The organism is Pseudomonas sp. SJZ077 (assembly GCF_007993905.1).
GTDB lineage: Bacteria > Pseudomonadota > Gammaproteobacteria > Pseudomonadales > Pseudomonadaceae > Aquipseudomonas > Aquipseudomonas mandelii.
Window position 1 is genome coordinate 1 of record NZ_VIUJ01000009.1, and the last position, 24,541, is coordinate 24,541.

Consider the following 24,541-nt stretch of genomic DNA (forward strand, 5'->3'; position numbering starts at 1 on the left):
CAGGCGAGCTAACGCTCGGCCTAATGAGTGGTGAAAAGCGAAGCGTGTACACCGAACCCCTTGTAGGAGCGAGGCTTGCCCGCGAAGGCGGCCTGCCAGCCGACCATTCTCTTGCAGGTACACCCATTCCACTGTAGGAGCGAGGCTTGCCCGCGAAGGCGGCCTGACAGCCGACCAATTTCTTTCTACTGCCCCCGATTGATCGTTCCCTACGCTCCGCGTGGGAATGCCGCCCGGGACGCTCTGCGTTCCATTTTTGTGTTGAACGATGTGTAAAAAACACAGCGTTTTCCCACGCATTTTTCAGGTTGCCGGGTAGGAAGCGTGTTCTCTAACCTTTGGCTGTCGCTGAAAACTCAGCGACCGGGAGTGAGATTCCGGCTGAACAATTGGAAACCAGCGCAAGGCCCCCCATAATTGCCGCCAGCTTATCCGCTGCCTGCAAGTTTTTTATGGCGGCTGTGTGCGGGCAGACTTCGGTCTGGCCGGGTTCCTTTTGCCGGTAATCTCACACCGCACATAGCTGCCACCTCTGCTCCGAGTGAGATCGGAAATTGATGGCTCCAACATCAAAAGGAAATTTGCATGGATAAGTTAATCCCCGATCCACCCATCAATACCACCACACCCCGCGACGAAACCACCCAGGCCGAATCGCTCATCAAAGACCACGAAGCCATGAAGCGCGCGCTCGATTATTACCTCGATCCCCCCGAGCGCTACATCGAAAAACCGCGCCGGCCGAGCACGATGTTTGTGGTCGATCCTGATGTTGATTCTGAAAGTCTGTTGGCCCATGCCTGTGAGTCATTGGCGTCGGCGAGTGTGATGAGCAGTGATTTTGCGACGAGTCTGGAGGGGCCTCAGCGGCATACGCTGATGGCGATTCAGCAGGTCATCATGCTGGCGGAGTTGGCGGTGAATCGGGTGTTGGATAGGGTTGAGGTTCCCCGGTAGATAGCGTTCGGTCTGGTTGACCGCGTTATCGTTCTTCGCGGGCAAGCCTCGCTCCCACAGGTGCGCGGGTTGCTCGCGATTGGCACAAAACCCGACGGACTCGCTTGCGGCGTGAAGCTTGCGGCTCTGGACACAGGTATACTGCCGCTCTTTCGCGGCTCGCTGACCGGGCCCGACTTTTTGCATCACCCCGGAGCTTTCATGACTTCCCCGACACAACCGCCGGTTGCCGACGCTCTGAGCGACGACCCGGCAGACCTGCCAGACAGCGTCGACTCCAGCGCAGACAGCGAAACCAAAGCCGCGATCCCGGCGTTCAAGTTCCCGTTCAAACCGGGTGATTTGGCCGCTGCGAAGAATGCCAGCCAGCCTTGGTACAAGAATGGCGCGAAGAATGGCCATACCAAGACACCAGGGGCTGCGCCTCCAGGGACTCGTCGGTCGATGGGTAAGCGCTGAGTTTCAAACGCTGCGGTGCCTGATCAATCGCCTTCGCGAGCAGGCTCGCTCCCACAGTAGATCTCAACAGGACACAGATTTTGTGTACGACGCAGATCAATGGTGGGAGCGAGCCTGCTCGCGAAGGGGCCATAACAGGTTGAACAGCCCTGGAATCAAGCCACCCGCAACGAAATAAACGCATAGTTCACCGGCGCTTCCGTCGCCACCATCGCCCCGGCCGCCTGCACTTGCCCGGCGATGTCTTCCCCTGACACATGAAACTGCCAATCACTGCCTGAGCCCGCCAGCGGCTGCGCGGCAACCTGGTCGATGACGGTGGCAAACGCCTTCATATCCGGCAGATAAGCCGTAAATCCATCCCCCTTCAACGCTGTCGTCCGAATCCCCAGCAGCCCGCAAATCGCATCCTTGGTCTGAATGTCATCGCGATCCGCCTGACGCGAACGCTGGATCAATCCCGCGAGCTCCTGATCCACCAACTTACCCCCGATGATCAAGTCCGGTCCCTGTTCCCACGATTCGGGCGGGCATTCTTTCACTGCGGTGTTCAGCGCAATGTGCGGATTGATTTCCATCGGGTAGATGCGGCACACCAGCGGGCGGCGTTCGTAGATGCGGCAGAGGTTGTCTTCGTCAAGATTCCGGCAGGGACCGACGTTGTACGCGGCGAAGGTGATCGCCACGTAAGCCTCGGACGTGCCGCTTCGAACCACTGCTGAGCGACGTTCGGCGTGTTCGCGTTGCTGCACGGGAAGGCCCAGGCCGTTGCCGAGGAAACCTTCCACCAACACGATCACCTGACCGCCGTCGGCCGCCCACATGCGGGCTTCGGCCAGGGTCAGGGGCACGTGGTGGTCGTTGCAGCATTTGCCGCAACCTACGCAGGAAAATGTCGTATTCATTGAGCGGCCGGTCGCTTCCGAGGGCATGGAACGGCGCCAGAAAGACACCGCGAAGGCTCGGGTCGAAGCAAGTTATGCGCCAGTCACTGGGTTTTGGCGGTGGGGCGGATGGAGTCCCATTCGGTCACGTAGGCGGTTTTGCTCTTTTTGTTGTAGAGGCACAGTTCGGTGCCTTGCTGGCCTTTCATGTGTTTTTGCGGGTATTGGCCTTGCATCAGGAGCGCGGTGTAGTCGACTCGGTCGTCGAACTGCGCGGCGGTGCCGACGGGCTTAGCGTTTTTCAGGCCGCTGGCTTTGGTGCAGCTGGCGAGCACGGCTTTGTCGTAGGCGGCCCAGGCGTCGGGACTGGAGGCGTGGGCTTGGGGGGCGAGGGCGGTAAGGCAGAGCAAGGTCAGGGTGGCGGTTTTCATGGGGCAGGCATCCTTGGGCATTGAGTTGGCCGAGGGGAGAGTATGCCTGATGGTATTGGGTTGAATGTGTCGGCCCCATCGCGAGCAGGCTCGCTCCCACAGTAGATCTTCACCAGACACCGATGTTGTGTACGACAAAAAAACATTGTGGGAGCGAGCCTGCTCGCGATGGCGGTGTATCAGACTGGGACCAATTCTCGGCGGACTACATACATCCCGGCGCTTTCATACAGCCGCTGCGCCCGAAGGTTGTCTTCCAGTACTTTCAAATCCACATAACCTTCCCGGCGGTCCTGAAACACCTGGAACGCGTGGAGCAGTAATGCGCGGCCAACCCCGCGTCGCTGTGCCCGTGGGTGCACCATCAACTTCTTGATGTAGGCGCTGGTCCAGCACTGCGCCACGCCGACGATCCCTTCGGCATCTTGAGCGATGAAGCAGAGCGTGGGGTCATATTCAGGATCGGTTTCAAAACGGCGCTGCCAGATTGCCAATTCCGGCACACGACCACCGCCTTCCAGGTGACCCAGTTCCATCACGTGATGGACGGCTTGGGCGACTTCGGGACGGTACTCGATCAATTCAATGCCGACCGGCCACGTGATTGCGGGCACCGCCTCGGCAAGGTTGCGCCGCATCAGCAAGCAAAAGCGTTCGGTCATGACTCAGTGACCTTGTTCGGCGACGGCCTTGGCCGCTTCGATCAGGCACCGGGTCAGTTCTGGCGAGGAGAACTTGGTCAGCACCGCGTTGGCCCCGGCCAGGCGCGCTTTCTCACTGTTCATCGCGCTGTCCAGCGATGTGTGCAGCAACACATAAAGGTGCGAGAAGTCCGGCGTCTCGCGCAGGGTGCGGGTGAACGCGTAGCCGTCCATCTCCGACATTTCGATGTCCGAGACGATCAGGTTGATCTGCTGCGCCGTGCCTTGCAGGTCCAGCAGACAGTCGATGGCTTCCTTGGCGCTGCGGGCGGTGTGGCATTGCAGGCCGAGGTTGCGCAAGGTGTGAACCGATTGCTGCAGCGCGACCTGGCTGTCATCGACCACCAGGATCCGAGCGTTACCCAGCACTTCGGCGTCTTCCATGCTCAGTTCGGTCGGGGCCATTTCGATCTGCGCCGGGGCGATGCCGTGGATGACCTTTTCGATGTCCAGCACTTGCACCAGGGTGCCGTCGACCGAGGTCACGCCGGTGATGTACGAGCGCACGCCGCCGGAGCCGAAGGGCGGCGGGCGGATGTCGGTGGTCAGGCAGTGGACGATCTTGCTCACGGCCTGAACGTGCAGGCCCTGTTTGGAGCGGCTGACGTCGGTGACGATCAGGCAGCCACCATTCGGGTCTTCCAGTGGCCGCTCGCCGATGGCGCGGCTGAGGTCGATCACCGACAACGAGGCGCCGCGCAAGGTGGCAATGCCTTTGACGTGTGGGTGCGACTCCGGCAGCTTGGTCAGCGGCGGGCAGGGGATGATTTCGCTGACTTTCAGCAGGTTGATTGCCATCAGCTTGCCGCTGCGCAAGGTAAACAGCAGAAGCGAAAGTGAGTCTGCGCGGGCTTTGGTGGTGGACATAAAAACCTTCTGTGGAAAAAGGTGATGGGCGAGTAAAAAGTCGCCAAAAACTATTGATGCCGGGTTATCGACTTGTTGGGGGCAGGCTTTAGGCTAAATACCCATTCCCGGCCCAACGGCGAACCCTGTGGCGAGGGAGCTTGCTCCCGCTGGAGTGCGAAGCACTCCCGATCAGGTGATGTGTGTTATCAGACTATCCGCATTTTCAGGTTTTGCGGCTGCTTCGCAGCCGAGCGGGAGCAAGCTCCCTCGCCACAGTGGGGGGTTATTTCATCCCTAGGCGCTTGGCCATCCTCCCGAGGTTCGCCCGATCCAGGCCCAACTCGCGCGCCGCGCTTGCCCAGTTGTCGTGGTGCCGTTCCAGGCAAGCGCTGATCAATTGGCGCTGATAATTTTCGGTAGCCTCTCGCAAATCCCCCGACACCAATGCCATCGGGGCCGCCGCCGGTTGCTCGGCGACCACTTCGATGCTGCCATTGGGCAAATCCAGATCCGCCGCACTCAAACTCAGAATCTTCGGCCGTACCTTGCAGTTACCCAGCGCTTTCAAGGCACTGCGACCAATCAAGTGCTCCAGCTCCCGCACATTCCCCGGCCAGTCGTATGCCAGCAATGCCACTTGCGCGTCGCTGTTCAGGCGCAGGCTGTTAAGGCCCATCCGCGAGCGGTTCTGTTCCAGGAAATAACCGCTGAGCAGCAACACATCGCGCCCGCGATCGCGCAGGGCCGGTACCAGCAGCGGGTAAACGCTCAAACGGTGATAGAAGTCGGCACGGTAGCGGCCGCTGCGCACTTCTTCGGCCAGGTCGCGGTTGGTTGCTGCGATCAGGCGCACGTCCACCTGATGTTCTTTATCCGACCCCAGGCGCTGCAATTGACCGCTTTGCAGCACCCGCAACAACTTGGCCTGCACGGTCAGGGACAGTTCGCCGACTTCATCAAGAAACAGCGTGCCGCCATTGGCCAGTTCGAACTTGCCGCGCCGATCGCTGGTGGCGCCGGTGAAGGCGCCGCGCACATGGCCGAACAATTCGCTCTCCACCAGGGTGTCCGGCAGGGCGGCGCAGTTGAGGCTGATGATCGGTTTGTCCGCCCTTGGCGAAGCGGAGTGAATCGCCTGCGCGACCAATTCCTTGCCGACCCCGGTTTCGCCGGTGATCAGCACGGTCAGGTCGCTGCCGCCCACCAGGCTGATCTCTTCCACCAGGCGTTTATGCGTCTTGCTCTGCCCGATCATCTCGCGGTTTTGCTGGCCGCTGGCCTGGCGGTAGACCTCGGCGCGCTGATGCTCGTCTTCGGCGCGATTGGCCAGGCGCTCGATGCGTTCGGCGGCGTTGACGGTGGCCGCCGCGAGGCTGGCGAAGGCTTGCAGGGCGTCCAGTTCGATGGGTTCAAATTTTTCCGGGTCGAGGGCGTCGAGGGTCAGCAAGCCCCAGGGACGCTCGTCGATGAACAACGGGCAGCCCATGCAATCGTGAACTTCCAGATGCTCGTCGAGGCCGTCGACCAGACCGTCGTAAGGGTCCGGCAAGTCGCTGTCGGCGGCGAACCGCGTCGGGCCGTGGCTGCTGAGCAACGCTTCGAAACGCGGGTGCTCGCTGACTTTGAAACGGCGGCCCAGGGTGTCGGTGCTCAACCCGTCGACGGCCAGCGGCACCAGCCACTCGCCATCCAGGCGCAGCAGGGCGGCGGCATCGCAGGGGAGCAGGGCGCGCATGGCTTCGAGCAGGCGTCGATAACGCTCGCCTTCGGGCAGTTCGCGGGACAGGTCGGAGACCAGCGGTAGCAGGGCGGTAAGCAAGGATTTTGCAGTCATAGTGACTCCGTGTAGTCGGGATGACTATAAGCCAGCGTGTGTCGATATGACTACTGTGTTTATAAGTTATTGTTTTTAAAGGGTTAAATAGTTGGCATGGAAAGTGATAACCCTAGGGTCATCAGTTAGCAATCCAAAGTAGCCCAGGAGTCACTTTATGCTTAGCGTTCAAGACCGTGCCATCGTCAAATCCACCGTGCCGTTGCTGGAAAGCGGTGGCGAAGCGCTGATCACTCACTTCTACCGCATGATGCTCTCGGAATACCCGGAAGTGCGCCCGCTGTTCAACCAGGCCCACCAGGCCAGCGGTGATCAGCCGCGCGCCCTGGCCAACGGTGTTCTGATGTACGCGCGCCACATCGACCAGCTCGATCAGTTGGGCGACCTCGTCGCCAAGATCATCAACAAGCACGTGGCCCTGCAAATCCTGCCGGAGCACTACCCGATTGTCGGCACTTGCCTGCTGCGTGCGATCTCCGAAGTGCTGGGCGAAGAAATTGCCACCCCTGAGGTGATGAGTGCCTGGGGCGCGGCCTACGGTCAGTTGGCCGACATCCTGATCGGCGCCGAAACCAGCATCTACGATCAAAAGGAACAGGCACCCGGTGGCTGGCGCGGGGCGCGGGAATTCATCGTGGCGGCCAAGGTCGAGGAAAGCGCGGAAATCACCTCGTTCTACTTCGAACCTGCCGACAAAGGCGCGATTTTGGCGGCGGAACCGGGCCAGTACATCGGCATGAAACTGATCCTCGATGGCGAAGAGATCCGTCGTAACTACTCGCTATCGGCGTTGGCCAACAAGGGCCAGTACCGCATCAGCGTCAAGCGTGAAACCGGTGGCCGCGCCTCCAACCACTTGCACGATCAGTTGCACGTTGGTTCGAGCATCCAGCTGTTCCCGCCATCGGGCGAGTTCACCCTGACCGCCAGTGACAAACCGCTGGTGCTGATCAGCGGTGGTGTCGGCATCACCCCAACGCTGGCGATGCTGGAAGCGGCGCTGGCCACCGAACGGCCGGTGCACTTTATCCACTGCGCGCGTAACGGCAGCGTTCATGCATTCCGCGACTGGATCGATGGCTTGGCCGAGCGTCACCCGCAACTCAAACGCTTCTATTGCTACGCCGAAGATGATGGCGTGAGCCCCGCGGCCGACACGGTCGGGCTGTTGAGCCGCGAGCAACTGGGCGAGTGGCTACCGGAGCAGCGCGATCTGGATGCTTACTTCCTGGGGCCGAAAGGGTTCATGGCGGCAATCAAGCGTCACCTCAAGGCGTTGGGTGTGCCGGAGAAGCAGAGCCGTTACGAGTTCTTTGGGCCGGCTTCGGCATTGGAGTAACTGTTTGCGGCGACTCGGGAGACCGAGTCGCCTGCTTCGCGGGCAAGCCCCGCTCCTACAGGTTTTGTACCGTTGCGCAATCGCGCGAACAACACAAAACCTGTAGGAGCGGGGCTTGCCCGCGATAGACGCGCCGCGGTCCCGATTCGTAAAAATCCCTTAAAAGTTAATCCGTTCTTAACCGGTTTATCGTTTATTCCCCGATGCTGATGATAGGCGCTCGTTCGTTTACATGATCAGGATCGCCCCATGACTCACTTCACCTTCTCCCGTCTCGTTCTATCGGCTGCGTTACTGGCCAGCCCTTTCGCGTTCGCCGAATCCGCCTTGCTCCAGCCGCAGACCTTGATCGTTGATCAGAGCCTGCCCAAGGCGCAGCGTGATGCGATGGAATTGGCAGCTCGTCGTTACGGTAGTTTCTGGAACAGCGGGGAGGAGGCGTTGGCCAAGGCGGCCTTGTCGGAGCAATTCATCGACATGACCCCGCCTGAAGGCCGGGTCCAGGGGCCGACCGGGCCGCTGCTGGCGTCGAAGTTTTTCCGCACGGCGGTGCCGGACCTGAGCTGCGAGATCGAGCAAATGATCATTGCTGGTGACCGGGTGGTAGTGCATTTGCACTTTCGCGGTCACTTCACTGGTCCGTTCAAGGCTCTCAAAGGTCAGGGTCAGCGTGTAGACTTCCGGGCAACCGATATCTATCAGATCAAAAGCGGTCGCATCGCGGCCAATTGGCATATCGAAGACAACATCAGCCTGATGCAGCAGCTGCAAGCGCAGCCGCCGGCGAGCTGATCCACGAGCATAAAAGGGAAACGCGATGAGCGAGGAAACAATGCGGTTGGGACGTGAACGGCGCTATCTGGTGTTGCTGGGTATCATCTGCCTGGCGCTGATCGGTGGCGCGCTGTACATGCAAATTGTGCTGGGCGAGGCGCCGTGCCCGCTGTGCATCCTGCAACGTTACGCGCTGTTGCTGATTGCGCTGTTTGCCTTCATTGGCGCGGCGATGCGCACCCGCCGCAGCATCACGGTGTTTGAAACCCTGGTGGTGATTTTCGCACTGGCCGGCGTCGCGGTGGCCGGGCATCACGTCTACACCCAGTTCTACCCGGCGGTCAGCTGTGGCATCGATGTGCTGCAACCGATTGTCGATGGCCTGCCGCTGGCGAAGATTTTCCCGCTGGGCTTTCAGGTCGACGGTTTCTGCTCCACGCCATACCCGCCGATCCTTGGTTTGTCGCTGGCGCAGTGGGCGCTGGTGGCGTTCGTGCTGATCGTGGTGCTGGTGCCGCTGCTCACTTCGCGTAACCGCAAAGCACTGCGCTGAGGTCATCCGCCACTCGTGCGGATAACGTGAAAAAACGCCCCGGTCCTCATCAAGAGGGCCGGGGCGTTTTGCATTTCAAGGGACAAATAAAAAGTCCGTGATGTGCGACAAGAAAGGGTGCGACACGTGTGCGACATGTTGTCACAGCGTGACTGTCGCAAGGCATTTCAACGGGCAGAATCGGTGTATGGCCTGGCAACAAAATTGGCCTGCTCAGGCGTCTGCCGATTTATTGGCCATCGCACGCAAACAGACAGTTTTAACAGCGGCTGGCAAATCGCCAGAGCCCTTGTCTTGTAGGGGCTAGGGCACCGTCGAAGTGTCTGCGTCAGCCCCGATAGCTGTCTGAACTGCGCCCTGTAGACCTACAAATTTTGGTGTTTTTGTTGAGAATTAATTTCGATAAGATGCCGCACTTTTGCAAAATCCGTTAATGATTGTTGCTGGAATGGATAAAAATTATTTCGGGATGAGACATGGTTTATGAGTCGCTACGTATCTACAATCGCCCGCACTGAATTCCGGCACTGCTCACCTTGAGCAGGAAAACAGGGCGTCGAGGGGCTTGAACGCTTCGTGCGACTCCCAGGTGTCGGAGCCTTCCAACTATCCGCACCAAATGGAATTGGTCTGTAACAAGGCCTTTGACCACGAATTCGAATAAGAACTTACCGCTAGCCCAGGATTTGTCGAACAGCGTCTGACGCGCGACGGGCAGCCCTTATTCAATCCAAGAAAAATGCCAACCCTTGGCAGGGTGAAGTGTTGGCGATCAAAACCCAACTGCATTGCGCAAGCTGCTTTAGAGGTCGTGAGATGAGTAAAAACAGGTACCCCAGACTACTAGGCTTATTGCCGCTGCTCGGCACGTTGTTGCTGTCAGGCTGCAACATGACCTTGCTCAATCCCACGGGCCAGGTCGGCCTGGAACAGCGAAACCTGATCATCACCGCCACGCTGCTGATGCTGTTGGTCGTGGTGCCGGTTATCGTCATGACCTTCCTGTTCGCCTGGAAGTACCGTGCCTCTAACAAGGACGCCATATACACCCCGAAATGGTCTCACTCGACCAAAATCGAAGTGGCCGTCTGGACCATCCCGGTCCTGATCATCGTTGCCCTGGGTTACATCACCTACATTTCGACCCACGAATTGGACCCGTACCGTCCGATTCAATCCGACGTCAAGCCTGTGACCATCGAAGTGGTCGCGCTGGACTGGAAGTGGCTGTTCATCTACCCGGAACAAGGCATTGCCACGGTCAACAAGATCGTGTTCCCGGCGCACACGCCAATCAACTTCAAGATCACCTCCGACGCCGTGATGAACTCGTTCTTCATCCCGGGCCTGGGCGGCCAGATCTACGCGATGGCGGGCATGCAGACCAAGCTGCACTTGATCGCTGACCGTAACGCTGAAATGGACGGTATCTCCGCCAACTACAGCGGCGCGGGTTTCACCGGTATGAAATTCAAAGCGATCGCAACTTCCCAGGAAGATTTCGACGCCTGGGTAAGTGAAGTCAAAAAGTCACCCAAGCAGCTTGAACAAGTTGAGTACGCAGCCCTTGCCAAGCAGAGCCAGAACAACCCAGTCGAGCTCTACTCCTCGGTGACGCCGAACCTGTTCCAGACCATCGTCGACAAGTACGAAGGCATGAAACCGGGTCCTAAGGTGAAGCACGAGAAGAAAGAGAAAGAAGTGGCCGCTACGCAAGGAATGGATATGAACTCGCATTCAGCTGCCGGGGCAGAGGAGTAAACGATGTTTGGTAAATTAAGTTGGGAAGCGGTCCCGTTCCACGAACCGATCGTGATGATAACCATCGCCATGATCGCGCTCGGTGGTCTGGCACTGTTCGCTGCAATCACCTACTTCAAGAAGTGGACCTACTTGTGGACCGAGTGGCTGACGTCGGTCGACCACAAGAAAATCGGCGTGATGTACATCATCGTCGCCATGGTCATGCTGCTGCGCGGTTTTGCCGACGCCATCATGATGCGTACCCAGCTGGCCATGGCCACCGAGGGTTCGCCTGGCTACCTGCCGCCTGAACACTATGACCAGATCTTCACCGCCCACGGTGTGATCATGATCATCTTCATGGCGATGCCATTCTTCACCGGCCTGATGAACCTTGCAGTGCCGCTGCAGATCGGCGCGCGTGACGTTGCCTTCCCGTTCCTGAACTCCCTGAGCTTCTGGCTGCTGGTGTCCGGCGTGGTGCTGATCAACCTGTCCCTGGGCGTCGGCGAATTCGCCAAGACCGGTTGGGTTGCCTATCCGCCGCTGTCGGGCCTGCAATACAGTCCGGGCGTGGGGATGGATTACTACATCTGGGCGCTACAGTTATCGGGTCTGGGGACAACGCTGACGGGGGTCAACTTCCTGGCCACCGTGCTGAAAATGCGTACCCCTGGCATGAAACTGATGGACATGCCGATCTTTACCTGGACCTGCACCTGGGCCAACGTCCTGATCGTGGCTTCGTTCCCGATCCTGACCGCTACCCTGGCACTGCTGACGCTTGACCGTTACATGGATTTCCACATTTTCACCAATGAACTTGGTGGCAATCCAATGATGTACGTCAACCTGTTCTGGGCGTGGGGTCACCCTGAGGTGTACATCCTGATCCTGCCTGCATTCGGCATTTTCTCGGAAGTCATCTCGGCCTTCACCGGCAAGAAACTGTTTGGCCACCACTCGATGATCTACGCTTCCGGCGCGATCTCGGTACTGGGCTTCATGGTTTGGCTGCACCACTTCTTCACCATGGGTTCGGGTGCCAACGTCAACGCCTTCTTCGGCCTGGCGACGATGCTGATTTCGATCCCGACGGGGGTGAAGCTATTCAACTGGCTGTTCACCATTTACCAGGGCCGTCTGCGCTTCACCAGCCAGGTTCTGTGGACCCTGGGCTTCATGGTGACCTTCGCCATCGGCGGCATGACCGGCGTATTGCTGGCCATCCCGGGTGCTGACTTCGTACTGCACAACAGCCTGTTCGTGATCGCGCACTTCCATAACGTGATCATCGGCGGCGCGGTATTCGGCTACATCGCCGGTTTCGCCTTCTACTTCCCGAAAGCGTTCGGCTTCAAGCTGCACGAAGGCTGGGGCAAGGCAGCGTTCTGGTTCTGGATCAGCGGCTTCTTCGTCGCGTTCATGCCGCTCTATGCACTGGGCTTCATGGGCATGACCCGTCGTCTGAACGCCACCACCAACCCTGAGTGGGTGCCGTACCTGTATGTCGCCATGTTCGGTGCGGTGATGATCGCTGTCGGCATCGCCTGCCAACTGATCCAGCTGTACGTCAGTGTGCGTGACCGCAACAAGCCAGAGAACATGTGCGAACACGGTGATCCGTGGAATGCCCACACTCTGGAATGGTCGACCTCGTCGCCACCACCGTTCTACAACTTTGCCGTGCTGCCGAAAGCCGACTGCATCGACCCGTTCACCGAAGCCAAGGAAAACGGTACTGCGTACCGCGCTCCGGCCAAGTACGAGCCGATCCACATGCCGAACAACACCGCCACTGGCGTGGTGATGGGCGCGCTGTTGACCGTGTTCGGTTTCGCGATGATCTGGCACATCTGGTGGCTGGCAATCGCGAGCCTGGCTGGCACTGTCATCTACTTCGTGATCCACGCTGCACGTGACGATCAAGGCTACATGGTGCCGGTCGATGTGATCGAACGCATCGAAGCCGAGCAGCACAAGCGTCTGGTCGCGGCAGGGAAAATCCCGGCCACCGCCACCCGTGTTGAAACCTCGTTGGAACAGGCTTAAACCATGTCGAACTTAGTGACCAATGCTGGACACACCCATGTCGATGGACATGGGCACGATGACCATCACCACGACACGGGCGAGATGACCGTATACGGTTTCTGGCTCTACCTGATGACCGACTGCATTCTGTTTGCGTCGATCTTCGCGGTGTACGCGGTACTGGTTAACAACGTCGCCGGTGGCCCGTCGGGCCACGACATCTTCGAACTGCCTTACGTGCTGGGCGAAACCGCTCTGCTGTTGTTCAGTTCGATCACCTACGGCTTCGCCATGCTGGCGTTCTACCGGGGCAACAAGAAGCAGGTCCTGGGCTGGTTGGCCATGACCTTCCTGTTCGGTGCCGGCTTCATCGGCATGGAGATCAACGAGTTCCACGTGTTGATCGCCGAAGGCTACGGCCCTAGCCGCAGCGGCTTCCTGTCCGGGTTCTTCACCCTGGTCGGTACCCACGGTCTGCACGTGACCAGCGGTCTGATCTGGATGGCGATCATGATGTATCAGGTCAACAAGCATGGCCTGACGTCGACCAACAAGACCCGCCTGAGCTGCCTGAGCCTGTTCTGGCACTTCCTGGACGTCGTGTGGATCTGCGTATTCACCGTTGTTTACCTGATGGGGACTATGTAAATGGCTAACACACACTCCCATGACAGCCACGACGCCGGCCACGGCAGCGTCAAGTCCTACGCGATCGGCTTCATCCTGTCGGTGATCCTGACCGTCATCCCGTTTGCGCTGGTGATGTACCCGACGCTGCCGAAGTCGATCACCCTGATGATCGTCCTGGCATTCGCCGTGATCCAGGTGCTGGTGCACCTGGTGTACTTCCTGCACCTGGACCGTTCGGCCGCGCAGCGTAACAACGTGATTGCATTTGTTTTCGCCGCGATCGTGATTGTCCTGCTGGTAGGCCTGTCGCTGTGGATCATGTTCAGCATCCACACGTTCATGATGGCGAAGTGAGGTAAGTCCGGATGTCCTTTAAGCACTTTATCCAAATCACCAAACCGGGGATCATTTTCGGTAACGTGCTTTCAGTGGCAGGCGGATTTTTCCTGGCCTCTCAAGGGCATGTCGATCTGGCCATCTTCCTGGCGGCAATGATCGGCACCTCCCTGGTGGTGGCCTCCGGTTGCGTGTTCAACAACTGCATCGACCGCGACATCGACCTGAAGATGGAGCGCACCAAGAACCGCGTACTGGTCCAGGGCCTGATCTCCCTGAAACTGGCGCTGATCTTCGCGACCGTCCTCGGTGTGGCCGGCGTTGCATTGTTGTACAAGGTGGCGAACCCGTTGGCCGCGCTGTTCGCGGTGATCGGTTTCGTCATCTACGTCGGCTTCTACAGCCTGTACCTCAAGCGCAAGTCGGTTCACGGCACGCTGGTGGGCAGTCTGTCGGGTGCGATGCCGCCGGTGATTGGCTACGTAGCCGTGACCAACAACTTTGACATGGCCGCGCTGACGTTGCTGGTGATGTTCAGCCTGTGGCAGATGCCGCATTCCTACGCCATCGCGATCTTCCGCTTCAATGATTACCGGGCCGCATCGATTCCGGTGTTGCCCGTGAAGCGGGGGATTCAAGTGGCCAAGCGGCACATCCTGCTCTACATCCTGGCGTTCCTCGTGGCGACCTTGATGCTGACCTTCAGCGGCTACGCCGGCATGAGCTACCTCGCCGTCGCCGCGGCCATGGGCATGTACTGGTTGTACATGGCCTGGACCGGCTACAAGGCAGTCGATGACACGGTCTGGGCACGCAAGCTGTTCGTGTTCTCGATCTTCACCATCACCGCGTTGAGCGTGATGATGTCGCTGGACTTCAAAGTGCCGAGTGAGTTGTTGCTGACTTACGCGCCTTAAGCGCCGGCTGCTGTAAAGAAAAGCCCCGTCTTCGAGAGAAGAGCGGGGCTTTTTGTTGGGTGCGATTCAGTCGTTTGGCACACCAAGTCTCGTAGGCGCGCAACTAATGCGAGGCCCAGTGCTCCTGCTTACCCATGTGGAAGAATCTTCCTATCATACTCACCACTGAGCTCCGCCGACTGGCGTTGCAGGCTATTGATGTATAGGTTGGCAATAAAGAATCACCAACCTCTGTTCTCGAAAATATTCTGCAAAACTATCTGGAGAATACAGATGACGAAGCCCCTTAGCGGCCACGTCCTCTCATCCGCTTTGGACACTCTGGTCAAAAGTCCTTTGAATCAAGCAGATGACGTTGCGCTTGTGAGCGCTGCCAAAGCTGTTTGGTACTCAAGCTCGAACCTCTCAAGTGAAGTCACGGCTTTTTTGAGTCGGCATTCTGATGAGGTCGAGGTTCGTCGCGCAGGCTACCTGCTCGAACGCTTTACACGTTTTTCATGCGTGTCTGATAGCCGCGTGCTGGAAACCTTTAATGCCCTTGAGCTTTTTGCCTACTCGACTTTCAAGCAAGGTGTGAAGCCAGAACCAGCCGCGCCGCTTCGCCGTCGCCGTGATGAACTGGCAGCCTCCTGGGGGTTGAGTGAAGGCCTTGGCCTAAAGGCTCAAACCCTCATGCCTTTTCAGACTCGACATTACGAGGCGGAGCAACGCGCAACATTTTCTTGAGCCTGAGTTGCAAAACAAGAACCCGATGCAGCTCCGGTTGAAAGCCCCGCCTTCGAGAGAAGAGCGAGGCTTTTTGTTGGAACAGCAAAATGGCATCAGAAAAACTCAGCGATCGAGCAGCCGGAAAAACTGCTCGCGCACCTGCAGGCTATCGCTATGCGCAACATTGAAACGCAGGAAGCTGCTGGCATCGGCGGCTTTGCTCAACAGGGTGCCGGGCGCCAGCACCAGGTCGTGTTCGAGGCCTTTGCCGGCCAGGGTTTCGGCGTGCAGTCCTTCGGGCAACCGAGTCCAGATGAACAGCCCTTCACCCGCTATCGATGACACCGAACATCCCGCCTCTACCAGCCATCTCGTCACGCGACTGCTCGATTCATACAGGCGATCCACCGTGCGCCGTGTGTGTTTGGCGTAGCTGCCGTTACTGAGCATGGTGCAGGTGATCTGCTCCGCCAGTTCCGAGGTCACGCCGCCGCAGGCCATTTTCAAGGTGATTATGCGTGCGGCCAGTTGCGGCGATAGCGCGGTGTAGCTGACCCGGCTGTTGGCGGTCAGGGTCTTGGAGAAACCGGACACGTAACTGACATTGTCCAGACCGCTCGCGGCCAGGCGCGGGGTGCGTCTTTGCTGGATGTCGCCATACAAGTCATCTTCGAGGATGTGGACGCCGTAACGGTGACTCAGCTCCAGCAAGCGATAAACCTGGGCGGCGGAGAACGAGTGTCCGGTCGGGTTGTGCAGCGTGCTGTTAGTCATATACAGCACTGGGCGATGGGCGATCAGTAATTGCTCGAACGCTTCCAGGTCCAGCCCGTCGCAATCGCGGGCGATGGTGATGACCTTGGCGCCGTGCAGCGCCAGGTTGGTGTGCATGTTGAAGTAGCACGGATCGTCGAGCAGCACGGTGTCGCCGGGTTTTATCAACAGGCGCATCAGCAGGTCGATGGCCTGCACGGTATTGGCGGTGGTGATGATCTGCTCCACCGGCACCTCGATGCCGACGGTCGACAGCTTCACGCGCAACGCCTCGCGCAACGGGAGGTAACCACCGACCTCACCGTACTCGCCCATGCGCAGCGCGGTCGCACGAAGGGTGCTGCGCACGGCTTTGAGCAATTCGTCGGCGGGCAGCCACGAGGCGGGCAGAAATCCGCAGCCAGGGCGCAGCGCGCCGTTGTTCAGCAGCAAGGCGCGGCGGACCCGGCTGAGTGTGTCTTGGGGATGCAGGTCCGGGCCAGTTGCATGCTGGGATTGAATGCTCGGGCGGTGAATGTAATGCCCCGAACCCTGGCGTGAAACCACCAACCCCTTGGCCCGCAACCGGTCGAGAGCATCGACCACGGTAGATTTGCCGACGTTCATCAACTCGGACAGCTCGCGAATCGGTGGCAACTTGGCCCCGTTCGGCAGGCCACCCTGGTTGATGGCCAAAGACAGCTGATCGACGATCTGCTGCACCAGCGGCACTCCGGGCTGGAACTCGATGGCGGCGATGACGGCGCGCTGCATTTTACTGGTCTCCCTGGCAGTAAAGTTTGTTGGATCTTATACGAAGTTGCCCTGATCAAGACACGCATCTCTCTCTACCATCATCTGCGCGTATGCATGATTGATTAAGAGGGGGTCGGTTAATGAGTAATCAAATGAGTCGCGACGAACGCTTCCTCGCGATGGCGAAAGAACTTGGCTTTGATATCTACGACGAGAATTCTGCCGGCGGGCATTACGCCCCGGTGGTCCGGCACGATGACGAACTGTACGTCAGCGGGCTGGTGCCGCGAATGAACGGCAAAATCCAATACCCCGGCCGAGTGGGACTGGAACTCAACCTGGCCGATGCCCAAGAGGCTGCCGGTATCAGCGCGATACGCGGGCTTGCCCTGATCCGTGAGGCCATCGGCTCACTGGATAACCTCAAGGCATTGCTGCGCATCACGGTCTACGTGAAATCCACGTTCGATTTTGTGGACCTCAGTGAGGTTGCCAATGGAGCGTCTGACGTCTTCACGCATGTATTGGGTGAGGCCGGTAAACACACCCGAACGACCGTCGGTGTTTACCAGCTGCCGAAAAATGCGCCGATTGAAGTGGACATGATCGCGGCCCTGCATCCGTCAGCGCGATAATTCTTTCGGGCAGACCTGCTTTTGTGGCGAGGGAGCTTGCTCCCGCTTGAGTGGGTAGCACTCACAAGAGTCGGCATTGTTGCCACATTTTTGGGGCCGCTACGCAGCCCAGCGGGAGCAAGCTCCCTCGCCACAGGTTCCTTGCTGACTGAAAGCTTTCAGGTTGATCGGTTACTGCGCAGCGATGCTGTAACCGTCGAACGCGGTTTGTTGTTGAATAGCAGTGATGATGTTCTTGCGGTTGACCGCTTGTTCGGCCCCGGTATTGTCCAGGAACGTTTCGTTTTCAATGGCCGCGTCTTCACCTTCGCCGACGAAAGTGAAACCGAGGAACTCCAGCGCTTTGCGATCAACGTTCAGGCTCGCACGTGGCGTGCGCAGCGGCAGCGTAACGCTCACGCCATCCTTGCTGATGGTGAACACTTCGAGGTCTTTCTTGGCGCGAGCCACTTTGCTCTTGCCCGTGCTTGGGTTGCTGATGGCCTGGTGAGTCTGGTTCAGCACCTTCAACGCCAGACCATAGACGATTTCCTGAAACGCCGGGTCTTCCTTGAAGCTGGAAAGAATACGGCTGATCGGGAATTTGCTGCTCAGGTCTTCCAGCGCGGCAATGTCGGACGCTTCAGCGTCTTTCAGTTGTTTGAGTTCGCCCATCAGTTCATAGGCTTTATCGTCGTCGAAGCTATCGTGCGCCTGGCGAATCGCGGCGCGCAGCTCGCGGATCTGGTCGCTTTCCCGGGTGGATTGAAAAGCGTCCAGGACCATCTCGCTGATGGTCTTGGCCTGTGGCACATGCTGTGAAAGATTGATGGAGTTTTCGTATTCCGCTTTGGACGACAAGGTGACTACGGATTCAGCGGTATTGGAATCGGACATTGAAATTTCACTACTTCTTTTAACTTGGGTTTAGGCGAGAAAGCACAGGGCCTTTTCAGGCCGCCTAATCTATTGGACCTGACCCGAGTTGTCACGGATGAACAGGCGGTTGGTCATCATTTTTGGCGCTGGGATGTCATTCGCTGAAGCTCCAGCGCATTGGCAGTCGCCGCACCACTGGCGGTGTTGTCGAAGATGCACCAGGTGGGAACGCCGTCGGCTTGGGGGTGTAGCGTTCGAGCCAGGTCTTCAAGCCATGGTTTCTCGTAGTTTGAATAGTAGATTCGCGGCGACCCGTGCAATCGGTAGTAGCGGATGCCCGGCCAGGCACCGGGTACATCGCCATTGGGCAGTGGCGAAGGATCGGCTGCCACTTGGCCTATTCGATGCTCCATCAGCAGCGCCTGCGCCTCGGCTGTTTGCCAGCTGACGTGCCTGGGTTCAAACACGGCGAAGCCTGTGTAGCGCGAACGAAAGGTGGCGAAAAAGGTTTCGGCCGTGTTGACGTCGAAGGGCAAGGAGGGCGGAAGCTGGATCAGCAGGCAGCCAAGCTTCTGGCCCAGGTGGATGCATTGCTCAATAAAGTCATCGATCAACTGTTCACCATTCACCAAGCGAGCCTCGTGGGTGATCTGCTTGGGGACTTTGACTGAAAACCTGAAATTCTCCGGCACGCTTTCAGCCCATCGCGCATAGGTTGCCGGGCGGTGTGGTCGATAAAACGAGCTGTTGATTTCCGCGCACATCAGCTGTGCCGCGTACCGTTGCAGGTGAGTGCCTTCGTCGGGAAAAGCACTCCATTGCTCACGGGGCAGGCTCCATCCGGCGCAGCCGATATACAAGGGCGTCGTGGCCGTCATCAACGTTTTCTCGCCTCAGCATCGGGTATCGGGTTCAAAGCTGTGACCGCTGAAACCGGGCTATTTCCCCAGCGAATTCAGGTTCATCGAGCGAACGGCCCATTTTTCGGCTGTTTGTTCATCCACTGGCAAGGAGAAACGGAAAGTCGCCCCCCGTCCCGGAACGTCGATCAACTGAATCTCGCGACCGTGCAGTTGCAGGATCCGATGCACGATGCGCAGCCCCAGCCCGCCATCGCGCCGGGCACCGCCAATGTTGAACGGACGCAGAAACAAACCTTCGCGCAACTCGGGGGCGATGCCGGGGCCGGTGTCGCTGATGGTGACTTCGATAAAGGGCCCTTGAGGTCGCAGGCTCAGTTCGATTTCTCCACCTTGCGGGGTATCGCGCAGGGCATTGTCGAACAGGTTGGTCAGCACACGTTCGATCAGCCCCAGGTCGGCGCAGACGGCCGAGACGTTGGGCGCGAAGTTGGCCTTGAGTTCAATCTGGCGCGCTTCGGCGGTGAGTTCGAACTTCTGGAAGATGTCCTGCACAAGATCGGTCAGGGAGAAACGCTCCAGCACCGGTTGCACGAAACCGTGTTCCAGCCGCACCAGTTCCAGCAGCGATTGCGCCAGGCCGCCAACCTTGCGGCTTTGATCCAGGGCGATGCCCAGATAGCGACGGCGGTCGGCGGGGGACAGCGTGGCGTCTTTGAGCGACAGGGTTTCCAGATAACCGTGCAGCGAGGCCAGCGGTGTGCGCAGGTCGTGAGAGATGTTCGCCACCAATTCACGGCGTTCCTGATCCTGGCGAGTCAGCGAGCGCCATTGTTCGCCGAGACGGGTTTGCATCTGGCGGAAAGCGGCGTCGAGTACGGCTATTTCATCGTGGCTCGATGCTTTTTCTACCGGGTCCGATGCGGGCGGTGTGGAGGGGACTCCGTCGATGTCGAACTGGCTGACTCGATCGGTCAATCGACGCAACGGTCGGGTGATCAGGGCAAATGCGGCAAGGCCGGCGATCAGGCACAACGACGCCACCAGACCGATAGACAGCAGCGCCGTATTGAGCGCGGCGCTGGTGGCACCGCGTTCGGCGAAGCGGTCGTGTTCTTCACTGAGCAACACCACATAGAGGTAACCTTCCGGCTTGCCGTTGACCTGCAACGGCGCTGCGCTGAACACCTTGCGTCCGTCGACGCTGCGCGGGTCGTCGCCAAGAATCGGCAGCGCCTCGCCCTTGAGCAAGCGCTGGATCGGTGCCAGATCGACCCGATCCCGACGCATCCGGCCTTCGGGGGCGGCGCTGCCGACAATGAGCCCCTCGTTATCAAGCAGATAGACCTCGACACTCGGATTGACCAGCATGAGTTTGCTGAACAATTCGCGCACGGCATTGGGCATCAGGCCATTGGTGTCCATCAGCACAGTGTCGCGGGCGATGTGCTGGGCGAGATCACGCGACAGCCCTTGAACCACCTCCAGTTCGTGCATTTTGTTGGAGCGCACTTGCATCCAGGCCGAGGTGCCACAGCACACCAGCAACAGAATGGCAAACACCAGGGACAGGCGCTGTGTCAGGGTCAGCCTCATGGCTGCTCCTCCTTGGCCGCGAATTTATAGCCACGACCCCATACCGTGAGGATGCGCGCAGGTTGTGCCGGATCGGCTTCGATCTTGGCCCGCAGGCGATTGATGTGGGTGTTGACCGTGTGTTCGTAGCCTTCGTGGCTGTAGCCCCAGACTGCGTTGAGCAGGTCCATCCTCGAGAACACCTTGCCAGGCTGGCGGACGAAGAAATACAGCAGGTCGAACTCTCGCGGGGTCAGGTCCAGGCGACGACCGTCGAGGGACACGTCGCGGGTGATCGGGTCGATGGACAGGCCGTTGGTGATCAGGCTGCCGGCGTCCATTTTCAGGTTGCGGGCCATGGCGTCGACACGTCGCAGCAGGGCTTTGACCCGGGCGACCAGCTCAAGCATTGAAAAAGGCTTGGCCAGGTAATCGTCGGCCCCGAGTTCCAGCCCCAGGATCCGGTGCATTTCACTGGAGCGGGCGCTGGTGATGATGATCGGTGTGTAGCGGGCCATGGCCCGCGCCCGACGGCAGATTTCCAGGCCGTCGACGCCGGGCAACATCAGGTCGAGGATCAGTGCGTCCCAGCTTCCTTGCTGCAGCAGTCGCATACCCTCATCACCGTCGGCGCAGTGCACCACCTCGAACTGCTCATCGCGCAGATGCAGGCAGATAAGGTCGGCGATGTGCAGGTCGTCCTCGACCACCAGGACACGTTTGGTCTGTTCCATAAAGCTCAATCCTTTGTAGCGCAATGGGCACATTGTGCGGGTTTTCCCCGGGGCGAGTTATCACGAATTGTTTAACTGTCCGTGAGGATTTGGCGATCAACCCAAGCCTAGGCTGTGTTCCCTATCAGGCACCTGGAATTTTGGAGATGGCCATGTTTTCACGGCGACAGTTTCTTGTAGCGAGCGGCGGGCTGGGCGCTGCAGCCCTGGTGATCGGTGTGTTGCCAAAATTTGCCGCCCATTCGGCGCTGGTCAGCGAGGCCAGTGCGTCGGAGGTGTTCGAGGTGACTCACAGTGACAGCGAATGGCGCGCGATGCTCAGTGCCGAGCAGTATGAAATCCTGCGCGAAGAAGGCACCGAACGGGCCTACAGCAGCCCGTTGAACAACGAGCATCGCGAGGGAATTTTCGCCTGTGCCGGGTGTGATTTGCCGCTGTTCTCATCCGACACGAAGTTTGACAGCCGCACCGGTTGGCCCAGCTTCTGGGCGCCACTGGACAAGGCGGTGGCGACCCGTCAGGACCGTTCCTTCGGCGTGCTGCGCGAAGCAGTCCACTGCCGGCGTTGCGGGGGGCATCTGGGCCACGTCTTCGACGACGGGCCCAAACCGACCGGCCTGCGTTACTGCATGAACGGTCTGGCGATGACCTTCGAGCCCCAGGCGGCGTGACCCATGGGCACTTCCTTTCACTCATTTATTGCAGGTCGATGCTATGTGGCTTCTGGTTCTCGCGTATCTCGGTGGTGTGCTGACGATTGTCAGCCCGTGCATTCTGCCGGTATTGCCCTTTGTCTTCGCTCGCACCGGGCAGCCGTTTATGAAAAGTGGCTTGCCACTGTTGGCGGGGATGGCGGTGACCTTCGCGCTCGTCGCCTCATTGGCGGCGGTGGGCGGCGGCTGGGTGGTGCAAGTCAATCAGTACGGTCGCTGGCTCGCGTTGCTGTTCGTGGCACTGTTCGGGCTGACGCTGCTGCTGCCTCGATTGGCCGAGCGCCTGACGCGCCCACTGGTGGCGGCCGGCAGCCGACTGTCGGAAGCCGCGGGCGCCGATGCTCGTCCGCGTCCCGGCGCTTCGTTCCTGATCGGCGTCGCCACGGGCCTGCTCTGGGCACCGTGTGCCGGGCCGATTCTCGGCCTGTTGCTGACCGGGGCGGCGCTGCAAGGGGCAAGCATCGCCACCACGTTGCTGTTGCTGGCTTACGCCGCGGGTGCCGCCACTTCCCTCGCCGTGGCGTTGTTGCTGGGCGGTAAAGTCTTCGCGGCGATGAAGCGCTCGATCGGCGCGGGTGAATGGGTCCGTCGAGGTTTGGGCGCGGCGATGTTGGCTGGTGTGGCGGCGATTGCCCTCGGGCTGGACACTGGCATCCTGGCGCGGGTTTCGACGGCTTCCACCGGCGGCCTCGAGCAGGCGTTGGTGGGCCGTTTAGCCGGCAAATCACCGAACAACAGCGGGGCGATGATGGCCGCTGGCGGGGCGATGAAAATGTCAGCAAAAGCGCCAGGCGCATTGCCGATTGAAGGCAACCTCCCGCCGCTGGATGGCGCCGTGCAATGGCTCAATTCGCCTCCACTGACCGCACAGGCATTGAAGGGCAAGGTCGTGCTGGTGGATTTCTGGACTTACTCCTGCATCAACTGCCTGCGCACCTTGCCGTATGTCAAAGCCTGGGCCGAGAAGTACCGCGATCAGGGGCTGGTGGTGATCGGTGTTCATGCGCCCGAATTCGCGTTCGAGCGGGATGTGGGCAATGTCACCAAAGCCATGAAAGACCTGGGCATCAACTACCCGGTGGCGATCGACAATGACTACAAGATCTGGCGTGCCTTCAACAACGAATACTGGCCGGCTCACTATTTTGCCGACGCGCAGGGGCGCATTCGTTATCACCACTTCGGTGAAGGCGAGTACGCCGAATCAGAACGCGTCATCCAGCAGTTGCTGCGTGAAGCGGGCGCCTCAAAAGTCGCCGATGGGCTGATCACAGCCGATGCCACCGGGGTCCAACTGGCCCCGGACATGAATGAAGTCCAGTCGCCGGAAACCTATGTCGGCTACCAGCGTGCGGAGCACTTCGTGCCGCAAACCGGTCTGGTGCCGGACAAGGTGTCGGCGTACAGCACGCCGGCGCAATTGGCACTCAACGATTGGGGCCTGGACGGTCAATGGAACGTCGGTTCGGAGCGCGCGATTTCAAGCGCGCCGGCCAGCCGAATCGTCTACCGCTTCCACGCGCGCGATTTGCACCTGGTACTGGGCCCCGGCGCAGACGGCAAACCGGTGCGCTTCAAAGTGCTGATCGACGGAAAAGCCCCCGGCGATGCCCACGGTACCGACGTCGCTCCCGATGGCAGCGGCAGCGTTACCGAGCAACGGTTGTATCAATTGGTGCGCCAGAACGGCGGCGTGACGGACCGCACTTTCAGCATCGAGTTTCTCGATCCGGGTGTGTCGGCGTATGCGTTTACGTTCGGTTGATCGCCCTATCATTTGTTCAGGAGTCAGACTCATGAAAATCCCGGTTACCTGGCGCCGTACCTTGTTGGGTTTGGCGGCTGCAGGCCTCATTGGCCAATGCTCGGCGTTTTCTTTCGGCGCTGCTGAAGAGGCCGTCATTATCCCGCCGCCTGCCCTGGATGAAACCACCCAGGCCCACAGCGAAACCGCAGTCTTCGCCGGCGGTTGCTTCTGGGGCGTCCAAGGGGTGTTCCAGCACGTCAAAGGCGTGAAAAAAGCCGTCTCCGGTTACGCTGGCGGTGAAGCCAACACCGCCCGGTATGAGCGTGTCAGCGACGGCGATACCGGTCATGCGGAATCGGTCGAAGTCACTTTCGATCCGTCGCAGGTCAGCTACGGCACCTTGCTGCAAATCTATTTCTCAGTGGCGCACAACCCCACCGAGTTGAACCGCCAGGGCCCCGACAGCGGCACGCAGTATCGGTCGGCAATTTTCCCGGCGAACACGGAACAGCAGCGCGTCGCCCAGGCCTACATTGCCCAGCTCGACGCCGCCCATTCGTTCACCAAACCCATTGTCACCAAGCTGGAAACCTACAACGGTTTCTACCCGGCGGAAGAGGAACATCAGGACTTTCTGACCGAGCACCCGACGTATCCATACATCGTGATCAACGACCTGCCGAAAGTCGCGCAGCTGAAGCAGCTGTACCCGGATCGGTATCAGGAGAAACCGGTGCTGGTGAAGGCGGGGATGTGAAGGG

25 protein-coding genes are annotated in these 24,541 nt (G+C 59.3%); 15 read left to right on the forward strand and 10 right to left on the reverse strand.

Annotated features, from left to right (window positions below; translation table 11 throughout):
* Positions 1-585 precede the first annotated feature (585 nt).
* Positions 586-957 (forward strand): DUF6124 family protein, encoded by a 372-nt coding sequence (locus FBY01_RS15025; protein ID WP_083375781.1) that lies wholly within the window; start codon positions 586-588, stop codon positions 955-957.
* A 201-nt stretch (positions 958-1,158) separates the two neighbouring features.
* Entirely contained in the window at positions 1,159-1,416 is a 258-nt protein-coding gene (locus FBY01_RS15030) for a hypothetical protein (RefSeq protein WP_083375782.1), read from the forward strand.
* A 155-nt stretch (positions 1,417-1,571) separates the two neighbouring features.
* Here the strand turns inward: FBY01_RS15030 and FBY01_RS15035 are convergent, their stop codons facing one another.
* From FBY01_RS15035 to norR, 5 genes are all read right to left on the reverse strand, one after another.
* Complete coding sequence (locus FBY01_RS15035; RefSeq protein WP_145308390.1) at positions 1,572-2,321, reverse strand: YkgJ family cysteine cluster protein; 750 nt, start codon at positions 2,319-2,321, stop codon at positions 1,572-1,574.
* A gap of 83 nt (positions 2,322-2,404) precedes the next feature.
* On the reverse strand, positions 2,405-2,731 hold the full coding sequence (locus FBY01_RS15040) for a hypothetical protein (protein ID WP_077749378.1): 327 nt from the start codon (positions 2,729-2,731) through the stop codon (positions 2,405-2,407).
* Between the two features lie 179 nt (positions 2,732-2,910).
* Positions 2,911-3,369 carry a GNAT family N-acetyltransferase gene (locus tag FBY01_RS15045; RefSeq protein ID WP_145308556.1) on the reverse strand — a complete coding sequence of 153 codons (459 nt, stop codon included), beginning with the start codon at positions 3,367-3,369 and terminating at the stop codon, positions 2,911-2,913.
* 27 nt (positions 3,370-3,396) lie between these two features.
* Entirely contained in the window at positions 3,397-4,299 is a 903-nt protein-coding gene (locus FBY01_RS15050) for a chemotaxis protein CheV (RefSeq protein ID WP_010458072.1), read from the reverse strand.
* A gap of 265 nt (positions 4,300-4,564) precedes the next feature.
* Entirely contained in the window at positions 4,565-6,115 is a 1,551-nt protein-coding gene (gene norR, locus FBY01_RS15055) for a nitric oxide reductase transcriptional regulator NorR (protein ID WP_102593550.1), read from the reverse strand.
* A gap of 157 nt (positions 6,116-6,272) precedes the next feature.
* On the opposite strand from norR, the gene hmpA reads away from it, so the two are divergent.
* The 9 genes from hmpA to FBY01_RS15105 all read left to right on the forward strand — a co-directional run bounded on the left by hmpA (position 6,273) and on the right by FBY01_RS15105 (position 15,167).
* Complete coding sequence (gene hmpA, locus FBY01_RS15060) at positions 6,273-7,454, forward strand: NO-inducible flavohemoprotein (protein WP_010458067.1); 1,182 nt, start codon at positions 6,273-6,275, stop codon at positions 7,452-7,454.
* Positions 7,455-7,703: 249 nt separating this feature from the next.
* The gene (locus FBY01_RS15065) at positions 7,704-8,246 is read left to right on the forward strand and encodes an ester cyclase (RefSeq protein ID WP_010458066.1); all 543 of its coding nucleotides are present in this window, start codon (positions 7,704-7,706) and stop codon (positions 8,244-8,246) included.
* A 25-nt stretch (positions 8,247-8,271) separates the two neighbouring features.
* Positions 8,272-8,781 (forward strand): disulfide bond formation protein B, encoded by a 510-nt coding sequence (locus FBY01_RS15070; RefSeq protein WP_145308392.1) that lies wholly within the window; start codon positions 8,272-8,274, stop codon positions 8,779-8,781.
* Between the two features lie 816 nt (positions 8,782-9,597).
* The gene (cyoA, locus tag FBY01_RS15080) at positions 9,598-10,542 is read left to right on the forward strand and encodes a ubiquinol oxidase subunit II (protein WP_010458061.1); all 945 of its coding nucleotides are present in this window, start codon (positions 9,598-9,600) and stop codon (positions 10,540-10,542) included.
* Between the two features lie 3 nt (positions 10,543-10,545).
* On the forward strand, positions 10,546-12,576 hold the full coding sequence (gene cyoB, locus FBY01_RS15085) for a cytochrome o ubiquinol oxidase subunit I (protein WP_010458058.1): 2,031 nt from the start codon (positions 10,546-10,548) through the stop codon (positions 12,574-12,576).
* 3 nt (positions 12,577-12,579) lie between these two features.
* The gene (locus tag FBY01_RS15090) at positions 12,580-13,206 is read left to right on the forward strand and encodes a cytochrome o ubiquinol oxidase subunit III (protein ID WP_145308394.1); all 627 of its coding nucleotides are present in this window, start codon (positions 12,580-12,582) and stop codon (positions 13,204-13,206) included.
* Complete coding sequence (gene cyoD, locus FBY01_RS15095; RefSeq protein ID WP_010458054.1) at positions 13,207-13,542, forward strand: cytochrome o ubiquinol oxidase subunit IV; 336 nt, start codon at positions 13,207-13,209, stop codon at positions 13,540-13,542.
* A gap of 11 nt (positions 13,543-13,553) precedes the next feature.
* Positions 13,554-14,441, forward strand: a complete 888-nt coding sequence (gene cyoE, locus FBY01_RS15100; protein ID WP_010458052.1) for a heme o synthase — start codon at positions 13,554-13,556, stop codon at positions 14,439-14,441.
* 273 nt (positions 14,442-14,714) lie between these two features.
* Complete coding sequence (locus tag FBY01_RS15105) at positions 14,715-15,167, forward strand: hypothetical protein (RefSeq protein WP_077749374.1); 453 nt, start codon at positions 14,715-14,717, stop codon at positions 15,165-15,167.
* Between the two features lie 105 nt (positions 15,168-15,272).
* On the opposite strand, the gene FBY01_RS15110 is transcribed toward FBY01_RS15105, so the two are convergent.
* Complete coding sequence (locus FBY01_RS15110) at positions 15,273-16,676, reverse strand: PLP-dependent aminotransferase family protein (protein ID WP_010458050.1); 1,404 nt, start codon at positions 16,674-16,676, stop codon at positions 15,273-15,275.
* Positions 16,677-16,798: 122 nt separating this feature from the next.
* On the opposite strand from FBY01_RS15110, the gene FBY01_RS15115 reads away from it, so the two are divergent.
* Positions 16,799-17,293, forward strand: coding sequence for a RidA family protein (locus tag FBY01_RS15115; protein WP_042932582.1), 495 nt, complete (start codon positions 16,799-16,801; stop codon positions 17,291-17,293).
* A gap of 171 nt (positions 17,294-17,464) precedes the next feature.
* Here the strand turns inward: FBY01_RS15115 and FBY01_RS15120 are convergent, their stop codons facing one another.
* From FBY01_RS15120 to FBY01_RS15135, 4 genes are all read right to left on the reverse strand, one after another.
* The gene (locus FBY01_RS15120; RefSeq protein ID WP_010458047.1) at positions 17,465-18,169 is read right to left on the reverse strand and encodes a hypothetical protein; all 705 of its coding nucleotides are present in this window, start codon (positions 18,167-18,169) and stop codon (positions 17,465-17,467) included.
* 116 nt (positions 18,170-18,285) lie between these two features.
* On the reverse strand, positions 18,286-19,029 hold the full coding sequence (locus tag FBY01_RS15125; RefSeq protein WP_077749370.1) for a DUF72 domain-containing protein: 744 nt from the start codon (positions 19,027-19,029) through the stop codon (positions 18,286-18,288).
* A 60-nt stretch (positions 19,030-19,089) separates the two neighbouring features.
* Entirely contained in the window at positions 19,090-20,607 is a 1,518-nt protein-coding gene (locus tag FBY01_RS15130) for a HAMP domain-containing sensor histidine kinase (RefSeq protein ID WP_145308395.1), read from the reverse strand.
* Positions 20,604-21,320: a response regulator transcription factor gene (locus FBY01_RS15135; RefSeq protein ID WP_010458041.1), complete on the reverse strand. Its 717-nt coding sequence runs from the start codon at positions 21,318-21,320 to the stop codon at positions 20,604-20,606. The genes FBY01_RS15130 and FBY01_RS15135 overlap by 4 nt, the downstream gene beginning before the upstream one ends.
* Before the next feature lie 152 nt (positions 21,321-21,472).
* Between FBY01_RS15135 and msrB the strand changes: the two genes are divergently transcribed.
* From msrB to msrA, 3 genes are read left to right on the forward strand one after another with little or no spacing between them, the layout of a single operon-like run.
* On the forward strand, positions 21,473-21,991 hold the full coding sequence (gene msrB, locus FBY01_RS15140) for a peptide-methionine (R)-S-oxide reductase MsrB (protein ID WP_145308397.1): 519 nt from the start codon (positions 21,473-21,475) through the stop codon (positions 21,989-21,991).
* A 43-nt stretch (positions 21,992-22,034) separates the two neighbouring features.
* Positions 22,035-23,798 carry a cytochrome c biogenesis protein DipZ gene (locus FBY01_RS15145; protein WP_010458037.1) on the forward strand — a complete coding sequence of 588 codons (1,764 nt, stop codon included), beginning with the start codon at positions 22,035-22,037 and terminating at the stop codon, positions 23,796-23,798.
* Positions 23,799-23,829: 31 nt separating this feature from the next.
* Positions 23,830-24,537, forward strand: coding sequence for a peptide-methionine (S)-S-oxide reductase MsrA (gene msrA / locus FBY01_RS15150; RefSeq protein ID WP_145308399.1), 708 nt, complete (start codon positions 23,830-23,832; stop codon positions 24,535-24,537).
* The last annotated feature ends 4 nt before the right edge of the window (positions 24,538-24,541 follow it).